Below are 15,573 nucleotides of genomic sequence, written 5' to 3' on the forward strand. Positions count from 1 at the left end.
CGTCACATCGGATGGCGCGATGTCCGAGGCCAATTGGACCGTGTCGACGTTCCCTGCGGCGCTGTCGTAGTCGAACACGATGTCCTGGCCCGAGCCCCGACCGAACAGGTACACGTCGTTGCCGCGGTCCCCGATGAGCGTATCGTTGCCTTCACCGCCGTCGAGCGTGTCCTCACCGTCCTCGGCGCTCAGGTAGTCGTTGCCTTCTCCTCCCCGCAGCAGGTCCGCGCCGTAACCCCCATACAGGCGGTCGTCCTGCATGCCACCGACAAGGGTGTCGTTGCCTTCCTCGCCCTGCAGGGTGTCCGCGCCTGCACCGCCGTCCAGCGTGTCGTCGCCTTGGCGGCCGTACAGCCAGTCATCCCCGCCCAGCCCCGCGACGGTGTCGTTGCCCGCATAGCCGATCAGGGTCTCGCCACTGTCGGTGGGGAGCAGCACTTTGGCTTTCATGTCGGCCAAGGTCCAGTTGGTGCCGTCGGCAAAGCGGATGTTCTCCACGGCATACCCCGAAGTGCCATCCTCGTAGAAGTAATGGCCCAGCTCCAGGCGGTCCGCGCCGTTGGTTCCGTTGATGCCGATGAGCAGGCTGTTGCCGCCTCGCCAGACCGTCACATCGGATGGCGCGATGTCCGAGGCCAATTGGACCGTGTCGACGTTCCCTGCGGCGCTGTCGTAGTCGAACAGGATGTCCTGCCCCGAGCCCCGGCCGAACAGGTAGGTGTCGTTGCCGACATCGCCAACGAGCGTGTCGTTGCCCGCACCGCCATCGAGCGTGTCCTCACCATTCTCGGCGCTCAGGTAGTCGTTGCCCTCACCGCCTTGCAGCACATCCGCGCCGTAGCCGCCGTACAGCCGATCGTCTTGTGCACCCCCGACAAGGGTGTCGTTGCCTTCCTCGCCCAGCAGGGTGTCCGCGCCTGCACCGCCGTCCAGCGTGTCGTCGCCCTGGCGGCCATACAGCCAGTCATCACCGCCCAGCCCCGCGATGGTGTCGTTGCCCGCATAGCCGATCACGGTCTCGCTGCTGTCCGTGGTGACGAGCATCTTGGCCTTGAGGTCAGCCAGGGTCCAGTTGGTGCCGCCGGCAAAGCGGATGCTTTCCACGGCGTACCCCGACGTGCCGTCTTCGTAAAAGTAATGAGCCAGCTCCAGACGGTCCGCACCGTTGGTTCCGTTGATGCCGATGAGCAGGCTGTTGCCGCTTCGCCAGACCGTCACATCGGACGGCGCGATGTCCAGGGCCAGCTGGATCGTGTCGACGTTGCCGGCGGTCGTGTCGTAGTCGAACAGGATGTCTTGGCCCGAACCGCGGCCGAAGCGATAGGTGTCGCTACCGGTGTCGCCAATGAGCGTGTCATTGCCCGTGCCGCCATCGAAGGTGTCCTCACCGCTGCCACCCTGGAGATAGTCATTGCCGGCGCCGCCGTGCAGGATGTCGTTGCCCTCGCCCCCGAACAGGTAGTCGTCGCCGCCTCCGGCGTCGGCGACGTCGTTGCCGGCACTGGCGTTGAAATTGTTGGCCTGGGAATCGCCCACATAGATGTCATCCTGCGCTGAGCCGTACGAGGTGGTGCTGGCGAAGATGTTCAGGCTGGCCAGTTCTGCCCGCACCGCCGATGCGGCCGGCAACGCCTCGACCCAGCCGCGCAGCAGGTCCAAGCCATTGAAACCCACGGCTTGCAGGCTGGGCAATCCGTAACGGTTGAGTTCGACCAGATCGATGAGCGCGGCGCGCTCGTTGGCGCTTTTGTTCATCTCCAGCTTGGCGGCCATTGCCGTGGTGTCGAAGCGGATGCCGTTTTCATCGATCGTCAGTTCGACGGCATCGAGGTAAGGCTTCAGCCGCGTCTGCAGCACGAGGGCGCCGTAGACGCTTTCCTTCAAGGCGTCGTAGCTTTGCTGCAGCAGCGTGAGCTGGGCGGCCGGCGGTGCGATGCCGTAGCCGGCGCGGGTGATGTTGGTGGCGGTGTCGGTGGTGTTGGTGCGGGTGGTGCCGGCGGTCAGGGGCATGCCGTTGGCACCGGTGCTGTAGAAGCGCTCGCCGTTGAAGACTTCCAGCACGCCCAAGAGGTTGCGGTACTGCGCTTCGGTCATGCCCACGGGCAGGCCGCTGATGGTGACGTTGCCGTCCAGGGTGGTTTCCAGGCTCTGCCAGAAGTCGGAGCCTTCGGCCCATTGGGTGAGAAGGCCATCGAGCAGGGCGCGCTGGGCATCGCGGGTGGTGGCGCTGCTGAAGGCGGCCAGGCTTGTGGCGAGCGTCGGACTCAGGCTCACTGCTTCAGCCAGATCGCGGGCGCGGCCGGAGCCCTGCATGCTGGGCAGGGCTCGGGCCTGCTCGGTCAGCGGCACAGGGACGGTGAACTCGCGGTAGAAGGGATTCGACTCGAGGTCGACCGCGCCGACGCTGCGGTCGACCTGCGCGCCATCGACTTCACGCGTGAAGCTGGCGCTCTGGGCGATGAGGTTGCCGTTGACGGTGCTGCCGGCCTGGGTGCCGCCGGTGGCGTTGGTGGCACTGCCGTTCACGCCGATGCGGCTGATGCCCAGGGCATCGAGATGGAAGAGCTCGCCGGCGTCGGACACGCCATCCTGGTCGAGGTCGCGCCAGACCTGCAGGGAGTTCCAGGCGAGGTCGGCGGCGTTGAGCTGGCCGTCGGCGTTGGAATCGAGATCGCCGAGGGCATCGAAGCCGTTGACGGCGTTGCTGCCGTCGGACTTGAGGGTGTCGATGCCGAAGAGCTCTCGGCCGGAGTCGATCGAGCCGTTGGCGTTGAGGTCGCGCACGAGGATGCCGTCGTCCGCGCCGATCCAGCCGGTGCCTGTCCTGATGCCGTCGGCGTTGTGGTCGAAGAGGACGGAGCCGTCGGCTCGCTTCAGCTCCAGGCCGTCGCCGTCAAGGTCGAGCATCAGGGGATCAATGGGTTGGCGCCAAGCTCGGGCGGTCTGATAGTCCCGATTACACAAATCAGGAATTGCCCTGAAATTTGACTCATAAAAGGGCAAGAAATGATCGTTCATCAAATCCTGGAAATCGTTCCAGTCTTGAGGTGTCGGTTCAGTCCCAGTATTGAGAGCCCTTTTGATGAGGTCGCGAAAATGCTCCCAGGTCTCTCGTTCTTGCAGCTGTCTCCACACGCTGGATAAATCTCGCTGCAGATCGGGTTCGATCGGTTTGCGTCGTTCAATTTGATTTCCCAGATCGTGAAGTCGACGAGCTGTATTTAGTTCTGCTTCTTTGCCAGATGAGGCCTGTCCGCTCCATCCAAATGATCCATAGTCTGGCGAAGGCGGGCTGGTATACCAATGCCCATCTGATTCGTTGTATGTGTAGCCATCCAACCGGTTTGCATCAACCCATCCTCCTAATTCTTGCGAATGAGTCAGCGCTCCAAAGCCAAAAACCTTGCCGCCAACCACTTCATTTAGCGCTCTTGCAAAGGCTTGCTTACCTAAAAAATTTCCAATTGCAGATGTCAATGACATTTTATCCTCCCAGATTAATCAAAGCGAAAAACAGAATGGTTGCCCACGCCAACAATCCCACCAAAGAAAATACCCAATAACTGGAGGCTGTGCGAGTCGGGATGCCTAATTTAAACCTCCCAAAGCTTGCAAGCCACAAGATCAACATGCCGGTGCCGCACAGCAATATGTCTGCCAGTATGAATAGAATTAATTCAGTCATCTTCAGTTTTTTGTTTGTGCAAGTTTTGATTTTTTCTCGTTCTTGTAAGTCGACAGACCCGTCACCCCGCGACTCCGCCGTGGCGAAGGCGGCCACGCTATCCACTCAAGCGCGCCTGCTCACTGCTTTGCGAGAATTCATCAGATTCGGCGCGCCATGTGCCCCCGTGCGCCAACTTCCACGTTGCGTGGAGTCCCCAGCGATTCACCAAGCCGCCGGCAATTTCTTCAGAATCACCAGCCGCCCCTCCCGCTGCCCGATGTACCCGCCGGCGGTCAGCTCCTTCATCACCCGGTTCACCATCTCCCGCGAGGCGCCGACGCGGTCGGCGATGTCCTGCTGCGTCAGCTTGTGGCGCAGCAGGCGCTCCTCGCCGGCCGGCTCTGACAACTCCGTCAGCACCCGCACCATCCGCCCGTAGACGTCCTGCAGCGCCATGCTGCGCACCTGTTCGGTCAGGCGCCGCACCATGCGGATCAGCTTGCGCGTCAGGTGCATCGCGAAGTCGGGGTGGTCGGCCATCAACTGGCGCAGCTCCGAGCCCTGCACCACCCGGCAGCTGCAGGCCTCGATCGCCTTGATCGAGGCCGAGCGCCGCTCGCCGTCGATGGAGAGCTCGCCGAAATACTCCCCCGGCCCGTATTCCGAGAGCACCAGCTCCCGCCCGTCGTCGGAGCTGGCGTAGATCTTCACCCGGCCGCGCAGCAGGATGTAGAGCGAATCGGTGGTGTCGCCCTCGTTGATCAGGATGGCGTTGGCCGCGAAGTTGCGCGTGAGGCCGTGCGGCGCGATGGCGTCCAGCAGGTGCTGCGGCAGGCGGTCTTGGGCATCGGCACTCATCGGCTCTCCGGCGGGGCTGGGGCTGCCGGAAATTATGAGGCGCCCGGCCGCCGGTGTGACGCAGTTCACATCCGCGTTGCGCACTGCTTCCTCGTGGAAAAAGAGGCCCTTCCCTAGATTTGCGGCATGGCCGGCACAACCCATTCCGCCGGCCCAAGGAAGCCCCCCGGAGCCCCCATGACCGCCCTCTCTTTCACGCGCAACATCAAGCTGAACGCCCCCGGCGCCAGCCTGCGCCTGATCGGGATGGCCCTGCTGCTGGCCCTCGCCGCCGTGCTGACGGGCTGCGCCGGCCTGCCGGCCAGCGTGCAGCGCCCCGTCTCCCAGGCCCGCGCCGACGTGGCCGACACCCGCCTGGCCGCCGTCGCCGCCGCCTCGCTGCCCGCCGCCGACGGCCAGCGCTCCGGCCTGCGCCTGCTGCCGGCAGGCGACCAGGCCTTCGAAGCCCGCATCGCCCTGGCCCGCGCCGCCCAGAAGAGCATCGACGCCCAGTACTACGAGATCGCCGACGACGCCTCCGGCCGCCAGTTCCTGCGCGCCCTGGCCGACGCCGCCGGCCGCGGCGTGCGCGTGCGCCTGCTGGTGGACGACCTGCACGCCGCCGGCGAAGACGCGCTGCTGGCCGGCCTGGCCGCCCGCCCCAACGTCGAGCTGCGCATGTTCAACCCCCTGGCGGTGCGCAGCGGCGGCGTGACCCAGCGCGTGCTGCGCTCGGTGAACGAGTTCTCGCGCATCAACCGCCGCATGCACAACAAGCTGTTCCTGGCCGACAACCAGTTCGCCATCACCGGCGGCCGCAATGTCGCCGACGAGTACTTCGACCGCAGTGGCCCTGCCAACTTCATCGACATGGACATCCTCGCCGCCGGCCCGGCCGTGCAGGCCCTGTCCACCGTGTTCGACGGCTACTGGAACAGCGAGCATGCCTATCCCATCCAGAGCCTGGTCGCCGCGTCGCTGACGCAGGAGGAAGCCCGCCGCCACTTCGATGCCGCCGTGCGGCAGGCCGAGGTGGCCGAGTTCCCGGTCACGGCCCGCGACCTGCTCGGCCAGACCAGCGTCGCCACCCAGCTGGCCACCGGCCGCCTGGAACTGCACATGGCCGCCGTGCGCGTGATCGCCGATGCGCCCGCCAAGGCGGACGTGAACGCTCAGTCGATGGCCGACGGCGCCGTGATGAACGGCAAGCTCGAGCTGCTGCAGTCGGCCCGCTCCGAGGTCGTGCTGGCCTCGCCCTACTTCGTGCCCGGCCGCCGTACCCTCGAAGTGCTGAAGCAGGCGACCGACAGCCACGTGCGCGTCTCCGTCATGACCAACTCGCTCGCCACCACCGACGAGCCGCTGGTGCATGCCGGCTACGCCCGCTATCGCACCGCGCTGCTGGGCATGGGCGTCTCTCTCTACGAGCTGATGCCCGGCACCGGCGACGCCAAGGCCGCCGCCGTCGGCGAGCGCCGCGGTTCGCTGGGCCGGCTGCATGCCAAGGCCGCGGTGGTGGACGGCCGCTGGCTCTACATCGGCTCCATGAACATGGACCGCCGCTCTGCCCACTCCAACACCGAGATGGGCCTGATCGTCGACAGCCCCGAGCTCGCCGGCCAGCTGGCCAGCCTGCTGCGCGGCGACCGCCAGCCGCCCAGCTACGAAGTGCGCAGCGCCAATGGCGGCCAAGGCCTGCAGTGGATCGCCAAGGGCGGCGCCGAGCCGATCGCCTTCGCGAAGGAGCCGAACCTGCGCTGGGGCGTCCAGCTGCGCCTGTCGCTGGTCTCCGCCTTCGTCGACGAGGAGCTCCTTTGATCTGATTCCGGCGCCTCGCAGTACCATGGCCCGGCCATGGCCTGCCCCGCCTGCGGATTCGACGTCGATCGCGACTTCGCCTTCTGCCCGAAGTGCGGGACGCGGCTCGCACCGCAGGCCCCGGCCCCGCCGCCTGCCGAGCCCGAGTCCGACCGCCGCATGGTGACCGTGATATTCGCGGACCTCTCGGGCTTCACCGCGCTGTCGCAGACCCTCGATGCCGAGGACGTGCGCGCGCTGCAGACCGAGCTCTTCGCGCTGATGTCCGGCGCCATCAAGCGCTTCGACGGCTTCGTCGAGAAGTACGTCGGCGATGCGGTGATGGCCGTCTTCGGCGCGCCGGTCGCGCACGAGGACGACCCCGAGCGCGCCCTCAACGCCGCCCTGCTGATGCACCGCCAGGCCGCCGGCCTGAGCGCGCGCTGGGCGCCGCGCATCGGCCGGCCGCTGGACCTGCACATCGGCGTGCACACCGGCCCGGTGGTGGCGGGCCAGCTCGGCACCCACGACGAGGGCGCCTACGCCGTCACCGGCGACACGGTGAATGCCGCCTCGCGCCTGCAGAACGCGGCCGGCGCCGGCGAAACCATGGTCAGCCGCGCCACCTGGGAACTCACCCGGCATGCCTTCGGCTTCGAGCCGGCCGGCGAACTGACGCTCAAGGGCATCGCCCAGCCGATGGCCGCCTGGCGCCTGGGCGCGGCGCTGGCCGCGCCGCAGCCGACCCGCGGCCTGCAGGCGCACGGGCTGGCCACCGGCCTGGTCGGCCGCGGCGCCGAGCTGCAGCGCCTGCGCGAGGCCTTCGAGCAGATGCGCACCGGCCAGGGCGGCCTGCTGCGCATCGTGGCCGAGGCCGGCACCGGCAAGACCCGGCTGCTGACCGAGTTCATGACGCAGCTGGAGGCCGAGGGCCGGCTCGAATCCGTGGTGCAGCGCCGCGCCGCCTGCTCGTCGCTCGGCGAGCGCGCCTACGGCGTGCCGGCCGCGCTGCTGCGCGACGCCTACGGGCTGGGCGCGCAGGACGCGCCGGCCGAGGCGCGCCAGAAAATCACCGCCGCCCTCGCGGCCATGGGGGCCGGGGAGCCCGAGCAGCAGCAGCTTTCCGCCTTCCTCGGCTACGTGCTGGGCCTCGAGGGCGAGGACGCCTCCACCCGCTACCTGGACCCGGAGCAGCTCAGGCAGCAGATCTTCGCCGCCGTGCTCGCGGTCGTGGAGCGCCGGCTGCAACAGGGCGCCGCGGCAGTGATGATGATCGTGGAGGACCTGCACTGGACAGACGCCGCCTCCCTGGAGCTGCTGTCCTTCCTGCTCGGCCGGCTGCGCGAGCGCCCCTTCATGCTGCTGGTGACCCAGCGCCCCGCGCCCGCGCTGGAGGATTGGGCCGAAGGCGCCGGCGCCCAGACCGTGCTGCGGCTGGAACCCTTGTCCGCGCGCTGCAGCGAAGCCATGCTGGACGCCCTGTTCGGCAGCTCGACCCAGGCCCTGCCCGAAGCGCTGCGCCGCCGCATCGTCGAGCATGCCGGCGGCAACCCGCTCTTCCTGGAGGAGATGGCGCGCGCGCTGATCGCCGACGGCCTGCTCTCGCGCCAGGCCGGGGCCTGGGTCTGCAGCCCGCGCGCCACCGCGGCGCAGGTGCCCTCGACCATCCACGGCCTGCTGCTGGGCCGCATCGACCGCCTGGCCCCGGCCGCGCGCCGCACCCTGTGCGAGGCCGCGGTCATCGGGCCGCAGTTCGCCGAGCCGCTGCTGCGCGCCGTCGCGACCCTGTCGCACGCCGTGCCGGAGGCGCTCGAGGCCCTGGTCGATGCCGGCCTGCTCGCCGCCATGCCTTCGCCGGAGGGGCGCCGCTTCCGCTTCCGCCACGGCCTGTTCCAGGAGGTGGCCTACCAGAGCCTGCTGCTGCGCCGCCGCACCGAGCTGCACACCCGCATCGGCGAGGCCCTGGAGCGGCAGTGCGGCAGCACCCCGCGCCAACTGGAGGACCTGCAGGCCCTGGCCCACCACTTCCGCCTGGGCACGGACAAGGCGCGCGGCGCCCGCTACCTCGTCGCCGCCGCCGACTGGGCGCGCGGCGCGTACGCCAATGCCGACGCCATCCGCGACTACCAGCTCGCCCTGGAGACCCTGGAGGCCTGCAGCGCCCCCGCGGCGCACCGCCTGGCCGTGCGCGAACATTTGGGCGACGTGCTCGCCCCCGCCGGCCGCATCGCCGAGGCCGCCGGCCACCTGGAGGCGGCGCGCGAGGGCCACGCCGAGGCCGGCGACCGCGTGGCCCAGGCCCGCCTGCTGCGCAAGATCGCCGCCCTGCGCTGGGAGACTGGCGACCGCGCCGAGGCGCAGGCCTGCCTGGCCTCGGGCCTCGCGCTCATCGACGGCGCCGCGCCCCACATCGAGCGGGCCTGGCTCTACGAGATGATGGGAGAGCTGCACTTCCGCACCGCCGACAGCCACGGCGCGCTGGAATGGACCCAGCGCGCATTGGCCCACCTCCAGGCCCTGGAAGCACAGCCGCCCGCCGACGAGGACCAGCGCCGCGACCTGCGCGCCGCCGTCGCGCTGGCGCACAACACCCAGGGCGTGGCCCTGGCCCGGCTGGACCGGCTCGACGAGGCCGTGGCCCAGCTCGAGCGCAGCGTCGCCGTCGCGCGCGAGGCCGACCTGCCCCAGGCCGAATGCCGCGCCCTGTCGAACCTGGGCGTGCTCTACAGCTCCAGCCACCCGCAGCACGCCATCGAGGCCTGCGAGCGCGGCCTGCAGACCGCGCGCCGCATCGGCGACCTCGGCCTGCAGTCGCGCCTGTCCGCCAACCTGGCGGTGGCCTACTGCACGCTCACCAACCGCTGCGACGAGCGCGGCGTCGGCGCGGCCCACACCGCCATCGAGATCGACCGCAGCACCGGCCAGCTCGACCACCTGGCCGTCTCGCTGGTGGTGCTCGCCCAGATCTACCAGTGCCACGGCGAGGCCGCCCGCGCGCTGCGCCACTACGAGGAAGCCCTGGCCCTGGCCGAGAAGAGCGACGAACCCCAGTTACTCTTTCCCTGCTACGAGGGGCTTGCCACCCTGTACCTCGATGTCGATGATGCAGTGCAGGCCGAGCGCTACATGGCGCTCGCCCAGGACACCTGCCAGCGTGCGGGCCTGGACCCCGACGCGCTGGTCGTGCTTCCGTTCCTTTGCTGATTGATTGATCGCACCTGCAGGAAGGAGAGCTTCATCATGTCCATGACGATGAACCCCGTGGCGCCCGGTGAACTGGCGCCTGCCTTCGCCCTCCCGGCGATTGCCGGCCCGGGCATCATTTCGCTCGACGACTACCGCGGCCGCAGCCCGCTGCTGCTGAGCCTGATGCTGGGCCTGTGGTGCCCCTTCTGCCGCCGCCAGCTGGTGCAGCTGGCCGGCTTCGAAGGCAAGCTCAAGGACATGGGCGTCGACAGCCTGGCGGTGGTCGCCACCGCGCCGGAGAACGCGCGGCTGTACTTCAAGTTCAGGCCCACGAAGCTGGCGATGGCGTCCGACCCCGGGCTTTCCACCCACCGCGCCTACCGCATCCCCAAGCCCGAGCCCACGCCCCAGATGATGGAGGCGATGGACACGATCCGCATCAACCCCTTCGGCGACCTGCCCGAGCCGCTGCCGATCTCGCAGGTGGGCCAGGTGATGCAGGCGAAGGACGGCTACGCCATGACGCCGACCGACCAGGGCGACGTCGAGCGCCAATGGCCGCAGCTCAAGGGCCTGTTCATGATCGACCGCAGCGGCATCGTGCGCTGGGCCTACGTGGAGTGCCAGACCGAGGGCATGGCCGGCTTGGGCAAGCTGCCCTCGGAAGAAGAGATCCTGGAGGCCGCGCGCAGCTGTGCCGCCTGATCACCCGCGCGCCGCGGCGTGCCCGTTGCCCGACAGCGCCGCGCGCAGCCCGCCGAAGCGCCGGCGGTACTGCGGCGGCGTCAGGTTCACCTGCCGCCGGAACAGGCGGCCGAAGAAGGCCGCATCGTCGTAGCCGACCTCCTGCGCTACCGCCGTCACCGGCAGGTCGCCCGTCTCCAGCAGGTGCTTGGCCTCCTCGATGCGCATCGTGTGCACGTACTCCAGCGGCGCCATCCCCGTCGCCTGCCTGAAGCGGCGCTGGAACGAGCGCGCCGGCAGACCGCTCAGCTGCGCCATCGCCGCCACCGGCGCCGGGTCGGCGTAGTGCTCGGCGATCCAGGCCTGGCAGCGGCCGATCAGCGCATCGTCCATCTGGCGTGAGCGCGTCACGCGCGCGAAGGGCTGCTGGCCGACCTGGTGCCAGTCGATCAGCAGGATCCGCGCCACCTGCATGGCGGTCTCGACGTCGACGCAGCGCGCGATGACGTAGAGCCCGAGGTCCATCCACGAACTGCCGCCGCCGGCCATCACCAGCCGGTGCCCTTCGCCGGTGACCATCAGCGCGCGCTGGGGCTGCACGCGCACAGAGGGGTGACGGCGCTGCATCGTCTCGCAGTAGGCCCAGTGCGTGGTGGCCTCGTGGCCGTCGAGCAGGCCGGCCTCGGCCAGCAGCATGGCGCCGGAGCAGGCCGCCGTCATCAGCGACCCGCCGGCATGGCAGCTGCGCAGCCACGCGGCCTCGCGCTCGAACATCCCCGCCTCGCGGTGGTCGAGCGCCAGTTGCGATTCGGGCACGCAGACCACGTCCGGCGCGGGGCAGTCCGACATCGGCACGTCGACGCGGATCGGCAGCCCGTTGCAGCCCGTCACCTGGTCGGGCTGCGCGGCGACGATGAACGGGTCGAGCACCGGCTGGCCGTACTCGCCGCTCACCACCCAGGGCCAGTCGCGCCCCGCGCACTTGAACATGTCGTACATGCCGTAGACCACCGAGGCCGAGCTCAGCGGCGTGGCGACGATGGCGATCCGCGGGAGCGGTGCCGTGGCGGTGCTCGTTGGCCGATTCATCAGTCTTGTTGCCGGAATGGCTTCGCGCGTCGAGGTGCGGCGAATTTACGCTCGAGGCGCCATCTGCTCAACAAACACCCCACAGGAGGTTTCACCATGGCCACCACTCTGCGCGATGCACACGGCGAAGCGCTCTCCACCACAGACCGGTCGTCCCTCGCCGCCTACGACCGGGCGCTCGAACTGTTCCACGGCTACCGGCTCGATCCGATCGCCGTGCTGATGCCGGCGCTGGAGCGCGACCCCGGCTTCGTCTCCGGCCACCTGCTGATGGCCGGCATGGTGCTCGGCGCCTGCGACGGCTCCCTCCTCGGCATGGCGAAAGCCAGCGTCGACGCCGCGGCCGCCCACGCCGCGAAAGCCAACGCGCGCGAGAAGTCGCTGATCGGCGCGCTCGGCGCCTGGAGCGGCGGCGACATGCTCCGCGGCAACCAGTTGCTCGGACGTCACCTGGTCGACCATCCGCGCGATCTCTTCGCGCTGCAGATCGCGCATGCGGGCGACCTCTTCCTCGGCCATTCCTTCATGCTGCGCGACCGCGTCGCGCGCTCGCTGGCCCGCTGGAGCGCCGAGGACGAGGGCTACGGCTACCTGCTCGGCATGTACGCCTTCGGCCTGGAGGAGTGCAACGAATACGCGCGGGCCGAGGACATCGGGCGGCGCGCGGTCGACCTGCACCCGCACGACAGCTGGGCCGTGCACGCGGTCGCGCACGTCTGCGAGATGCAGGGCAGGGCGGCCGACGGCATCCGCTGGCTGAAGGCGACGCAGGCCGACTGGGCGACGGACTGCGCGATGGCCGTGCACAACCACTGGCACCTGGCCCTGATGCACATGGGCGCCGGCGACCTGGGCGCGGCACTGGCGCTCTACGACGCCGCGGTCACGCCCGCGCCCGAGGCGGTGGCGCTGAACCTCAACGACGCGACGGCGCTGCTGTGGCGGCTGACGCTGCGCGGGGTCGATGTATCGCAGCGCTGGCAGGCCTTGGCCGCGCGAAGGGCCGCGCAGGCCGCGTGGGGCTGCAACGCGTTCAACGACATGCACACCGTGATGACCCTGGCCGCGGCCGGCGACGAGGCGGCGGTTGCGGCCGGCATCCAGGCGATGGGCGAGGCGCCACGCTACCCGGGCGCGCACGACTGGGACGTGGCGCTGCCGGCCGCGAACGGGCTGCGGGCCTTCGCGCAAGGGCAGTACGCGCGCTGCGTCGAGCTGCTGCTGCCCGTGCTCGATGCGAGCACGCCGCTGGGCGGGAGCCATGCCCAGCGAGACCTGCTGCACCTCACCCTCATCGAGGCCGCGAGCCGGGCAGGGGACCGGGCGCTGGTCAGGGCGATGGGCGACGAGCGCGCCGCGCGCAAAGTGGCGACGCGGACCGCCGTGCGAGATGAGGAAGAGGCCGTGGCAGCCTGAGGCCGCCTCTGCCTACTTGCCCTTCTCGCGGATCGCCTTCCACTTTTCTTCGTAGGCGTCGATCAGCCGCTGGTATTCCTCGAAGCCTTCCTCGACGATCTCGGTCCGGCGTTCCTCGAAGGTCGGGCTGCGCTCCTCGAACTCCAGCCGCGCCTTGAGGTTCTCCAGGTCGCCGCAGTGCCCCATGATCACCACCCACAGCTCGCGCGGCATGTAGAAGCCGCCGGCCAGCGTGATCAGCGTGATGATCGCGCTCAGGATCAGCACCACGTTGCTGGCGATGATGCTTCGGTCGGTCGCCAGCGACTGGAAGCCCGTGATCACCGTCACCAGCGCCGACAGCGCGGCCGCCGAGATCTGGTAGCCGAAGTTCAGCCGCCGGTACCACTTCGCCAGCGCGAGGCGCTTGCTGCAGGTGGTGTCGATCTGGCGGTACAGGAAGTCGAGCTGGCTCTCTGCGTGCTGCCGTCGATCCTTGCTGCGCGTGGAATCGGCGGCTTCGAAGCCCGGTTCCAGGTGCTCGATGATGGCGGTCGGCTGGGCTGACATGGGCACGGTCCTTTCGCTGCGGCTGCGTCCCTCGGGGCGTGAGGGACTGCTGCTGCGGGATCATGCAGCAGGCGCGCCCGAAGCGGCGCCCTTGTTACTGCACGAAACGGTTGCCGCGCGAGAGGATCGTCAGATCGACCATCGTGCTGCCGTGGCGGCTGGTCGGCGAATAGTTCAGCGCATAGCCGCCCAGGTCCACCCGGCCCAGCGTGCCCATGGCCTGCAGCACGCTGTCGCGCGTGGCCTTGGCGCCGCCCGCCTTCTTCAGCGCGACCAGCAGCGTCTTCGCCGCGATGCACGATTCGAGCGAGGTGTAGTTGAGCTTGCCGCCGTTGAACGCCGTCAGCGCCTCGGCGCAGCTCTTCACCACCGGCACCGCCACCTGGTTCGAGCTGCGCGGCGACGGGATCACCTGCGACACCACCGTCCCGCGCGCCACCCCGCCCAGCGACTCGGCCAGCTCGTCGGGGTTGACGAAGGACAGCGCCGCCACGGGGATCTGCTGCGGCTTGCCTTCGATCGCCTTGAGGTAGTCGCCCACCTGGCTGAACTGCGTGGTCGCGAGCACGTAGTGCGGCGTGTCCTTCTGCAGCGCATCGATCGTGGCCGCATCCATCGCCGCGCCGCGCTTCGTCGCCACGCCCTTGGGCTTGGGCAGGCCCGCCTCGGTGAACGCGGCGGCCGAGGCCTCGTAGTTGCTGCGGCCCACCTCGTCGTCGTAATGCAGGATCACCGTCTTGTCGGAGCCCACCGTGCGCTTGGCCTCCATCACCTTCGCCGCCTCGTCGTGGTAGGAGGCGCGGATGGTGTAGACGTTGGGGTGCTTGCGCAGGCTCATCGAGCCGCTGAAGGGCGCGAAGAACAGCACCTTGTTCTGCTCCGCCAGCGGCAGCGCGTCGAGGCTGTTGGTCGCCGAGTTGTAGCCGAACAGCACCATCGCGGCGTGCTGGCCGAGCAGCTGCTGCGAGTTCTCGAGCGCGCGCTGCCGGTTGTTGGCGTTGTCCAGCGTGATGAGCTTGATGGGGCGGCCCAGCTCCTTGCTGGCATTGGCCTGCGCGAACACCGCGAGCGCACCGTCGCGCATGTCGCGGCCGATGTCGGCGTTGTTGCCGCTCAGGGGGACCGATTGGCCGATCACGATGTCCTGGGCCCAGGCGGGCGAAATCGCCGCGAGTACGAAGGCGATCGGGACGAGAAATCGTTTCATGTCGCTTGTCTCCTCGAGGGCTTGTCGTGGCGTGTGCCCTTTGCACGGCCATCGCTGGGCGGTGGCGGGGGCAGGTTAGCAGCGGGCTTGGGTGGAGTAACACCTTGTGGGGACAACGCGTCGGGGAAGCTGGAAAGTAAGTCACATCGCGGGGGGCTTTGTGAGGTCGTTTTTCTGACGGCGCTTGGGCGAGGTGCGTGCGATATCGGCTGTGGCCGATATCTTGCGTTTGTCGCCTCTGGGCGATATTTGGACGGTCAGGGTGCGTTACTACGATCGAGAGTCTTGGAGCAGCAACCAACCTGAAGGGGTGATCTCACTGACGACCACACCGACCTGTGGAAAACCACCCAGTGGATCGACGACGACACGCACCACTGCATCCACTTGACCCGCTTGATACAGCGCGCTGACGGCAAGCAGGTTCTCGTCACCCGTCAAAACGCAAGGAAGAGGCCCGCTGGCGATGCGACGGAGCAAGGTGCGCTCGTTGTCGTGAATCATCGGAGCGCACCCAGGAATTTTTCTGCCATCGACCCTTCTTCGATACGAAGCCCTAAAGCCCGAACGTGGGGCCGAATGAAATGGTGACTATAATACCCATTTTCGTCAGAGCTTGAGGTGGCTCGACGAACAGTGCGAGTTCTCAGATCTCGATGGAACCTGCCCCGAGGTGAGGTGCTTGTCTGAACGACAGCTATCCGGGGATGTCAAGCGACTTGCTTGAGCGAATGGGCGGCGTCACTGCAATGACTCCCGATCCCGGGTCGCCGGTACTTGACCAGTCAGGCGATGTGGGGGCATCGCCCCGTCAAAGAGACTCAAGGCACCAAGCCATTCACTTGGCAACCCTCGGAATACCTTCAGTCAAACTTGCCACATCGCAACGAAGGGCACGGCACAACTGGCAGAGTACGTTGAAGGTCACGTTGCGTTGGCCGCGTTCGACTCCGCCGATATAGGACCTGTCGATTTGGGCTTGATAGGCCAAATCTTCCTGCGTCCAGCCGATCGACTTGCGCTTCTCCCGAATGCGCAGTCCAAGCAGTTCCAATGGGTCATTTTTCACCTGGCGATCGTCATTAAGTGATGACGATAAGTCCACGGACTAGAATGCTCATTTGCTGTATTGCCTGGCGCC

12 protein-coding genes are annotated in these 15,573 nt (G+C 68.2%); 4 read left to right on the forward strand and 8 right to left on the reverse strand.

Annotated features, from left to right (window positions below; all coding sequences use genetic code 11):
• The 3 genes from A8M77_RS37175 to A8M77_RS03750 all read right to left on the reverse strand — a co-directional run.
• On the reverse strand, positions 1–3,018 hold a 3,018-nt coding region (locus A8M77_RS37175), incomplete at its 3' end, for a calcium-binding protein (RefSeq protein ID WP_272947420.1).
• Positions 3,019–3,484: 466 nt separating this feature from the next.
• A complete protein-coding gene (locus A8M77_RS35060; RefSeq protein WP_143694540.1) occupies positions 3,485–3,781 on the reverse strand; it encodes a hypothetical protein in 297 nt (98 codons plus the stop codon).
• 108 nt (positions 3,782–3,889) lie between these two features.
• Entirely contained in the window at positions 3,890–4,525 is a 636-nt protein-coding gene (locus A8M77_RS03750; RefSeq protein WP_158100879.1) for a Crp/Fnr family transcriptional regulator, read from the reverse strand.
• A gap of 177 nt (positions 4,526–4,702) precedes the next feature.
• Here A8M77_RS03750 and A8M77_RS03755 point away from each other — a divergent pair, with 177 nt between their 5' ends.
• The 3 genes from A8M77_RS03755 to A8M77_RS03765 are packed head-to-tail and all read left to right on the forward strand — an operon-like array spanning position 4,703 to position 10,192.
• Entirely contained in the window at positions 4,703–6,322 is a 1,620-nt protein-coding gene (locus A8M77_RS03755) for a phospholipase D-like domain-containing protein (protein ID WP_086920221.1), read from the forward strand.
• Positions 6,323–6,358: 36 nt separating this feature from the next.
• A complete protein-coding gene (locus A8M77_RS03760) occupies positions 6,359–9,505 on the forward strand; it encodes an adenylate/guanylate cyclase domain-containing protein (RefSeq protein ID WP_086920222.1) in 3,147 nt (1,048 codons plus the stop codon).
• Between the two features lie 36 nt (positions 9,506–9,541).
• The gene (locus A8M77_RS03765) at positions 9,542–10,192 is read left to right on the forward strand and encodes a redoxin domain-containing protein (protein ID WP_086920223.1); all 651 of its coding nucleotides are present in this window, start codon (positions 9,542–9,544) and stop codon (positions 10,190–10,192) included.
• Here A8M77_RS03765 and A8M77_RS03770 read toward each other — a convergent pair whose 3' ends face one another.
• Positions 10,193–11,260, reverse strand: a complete 1,068-nt coding sequence (locus A8M77_RS03770; protein ID WP_086920224.1) for a GlxA family transcriptional regulator — start codon at positions 11,258–11,260, stop codon at positions 10,193–10,195.
• 96 nt (positions 11,261–11,356) lie between these two features.
• Here A8M77_RS03770 and A8M77_RS03775 point away from each other — a divergent pair, with 96 nt between their 5' ends.
• Positions 11,357–12,676, forward strand: a complete 1,320-nt coding sequence (locus A8M77_RS03775; protein ID WP_086920225.1) for a tetratricopeptide repeat protein — start codon at positions 11,357–11,359, stop codon at positions 12,674–12,676.
• Between the two features lie 12 nt (positions 12,677–12,688).
• Here A8M77_RS03775 and A8M77_RS03780 read toward each other — a convergent pair whose 3' ends face one another.
• The 4 genes from A8M77_RS03780 to A8M77_RS03790 form a co-directional block, all read right to left on the reverse strand.
• Positions 12,689–13,225: an SLATT domain-containing protein gene (locus tag A8M77_RS03780; RefSeq protein ID WP_086920226.1), complete on the reverse strand. Its 537-nt coding sequence runs from the start codon at positions 13,223–13,225 to the stop codon at positions 12,689–12,691.
• 94 nt (positions 13,226–13,319) lie between these two features.
• Positions 13,320–14,432: an ABC transporter substrate-binding protein gene (locus A8M77_RS03785; RefSeq protein ID WP_086920227.1), complete on the reverse strand. Its 1,113-nt coding sequence runs from the start codon at positions 14,430–14,432 to the stop codon at positions 13,320–13,322.
• A 270-nt stretch (positions 14,433–14,702) separates the two neighbouring features.
• A complete protein-coding gene (locus tag A8M77_RS35065) occupies positions 14,703–14,936 on the reverse strand; it encodes a hypothetical protein (RefSeq protein WP_143694541.1) in 234 nt (77 codons plus the stop codon).
• 334 nt (positions 14,937–15,270) lie between these two features.
• The gene (locus tag A8M77_RS03790) at positions 15,271–15,501 is read right to left on the reverse strand and encodes a helix-turn-helix domain-containing protein (protein ID WP_086920228.1); all 231 of its coding nucleotides are present in this window, start codon (positions 15,499–15,501) and stop codon (positions 15,271–15,273) included.
• Positions 15,502–15,573 lie beyond the last annotated feature (72 nt).

The organism is Variovorax sp. JS1663, assembly GCF_002157355.1.
Taxonomy (GTDB): domain Bacteria; phylum Pseudomonadota; class Gammaproteobacteria; order Burkholderiales; family Burkholderiaceae_C; genus Variovorax.

Excerpts from the sequence above, each read along its gene's own strand:
- A8M77_RS03750 (WP_158100879.1), bottom strand. The coding sequence starts at position 4,525 with ATGAGTGCCGATGCCCAAGACCGCCTGCCGCAGCACCTGCTGGACGCC.
- A8M77_RS03755 (WP_086920221.1), top strand. The coding sequence starts at position 4,703 with ATGACCGCCCTCTCTTTCACGCGCAACATCAAGCTGAACGCCCCCGGC.
- A8M77_RS03760 (WP_086920222.1), top strand. The coding sequence starts at position 6,359 with ATGGCCTGCCCCGCCTGCGGATTCGACGTCGATCGCGACTTCGCCTTC.
- A8M77_RS03765 (WP_086920223.1), top strand. The coding sequence starts at position 9,542 with ATGTCCATGACGATGAACCCCGTGGCGCCCGGTGAACTGGCGCCTGCC.
- A8M77_RS03770 (WP_086920224.1), bottom strand. The coding sequence starts at position 11,260 with ATGAATCGGCCAACGAGCACCGCCACGGCACCGCTCCCGCGGATCGCC.
- A8M77_RS03775 (WP_086920225.1), top strand. The coding sequence starts at position 11,357 with ATGGCCACCACTCTGCGCGATGCACACGGCGAAGCGCTCTCCACCACA.
- A8M77_RS03780 (WP_086920226.1), bottom strand. The coding sequence starts at position 13,225 with ATGTCAGCCCAGCCGACCGCCATCATCGAGCACCTGGAACCGGGCTTC.
- A8M77_RS03785 (WP_086920227.1), bottom strand. The coding sequence starts at position 14,432 with ATGAAACGATTTCTCGTCCCGATCGCCTTCGTACTCGCGGCGATTTCG.
- A8M77_RS35065 (WP_143694541.1), bottom strand. The coding sequence starts at position 14,936 with ATGATTCACGACAACGAGCGCACCTTGCTCCGTCGCATCGCCAGCGGG.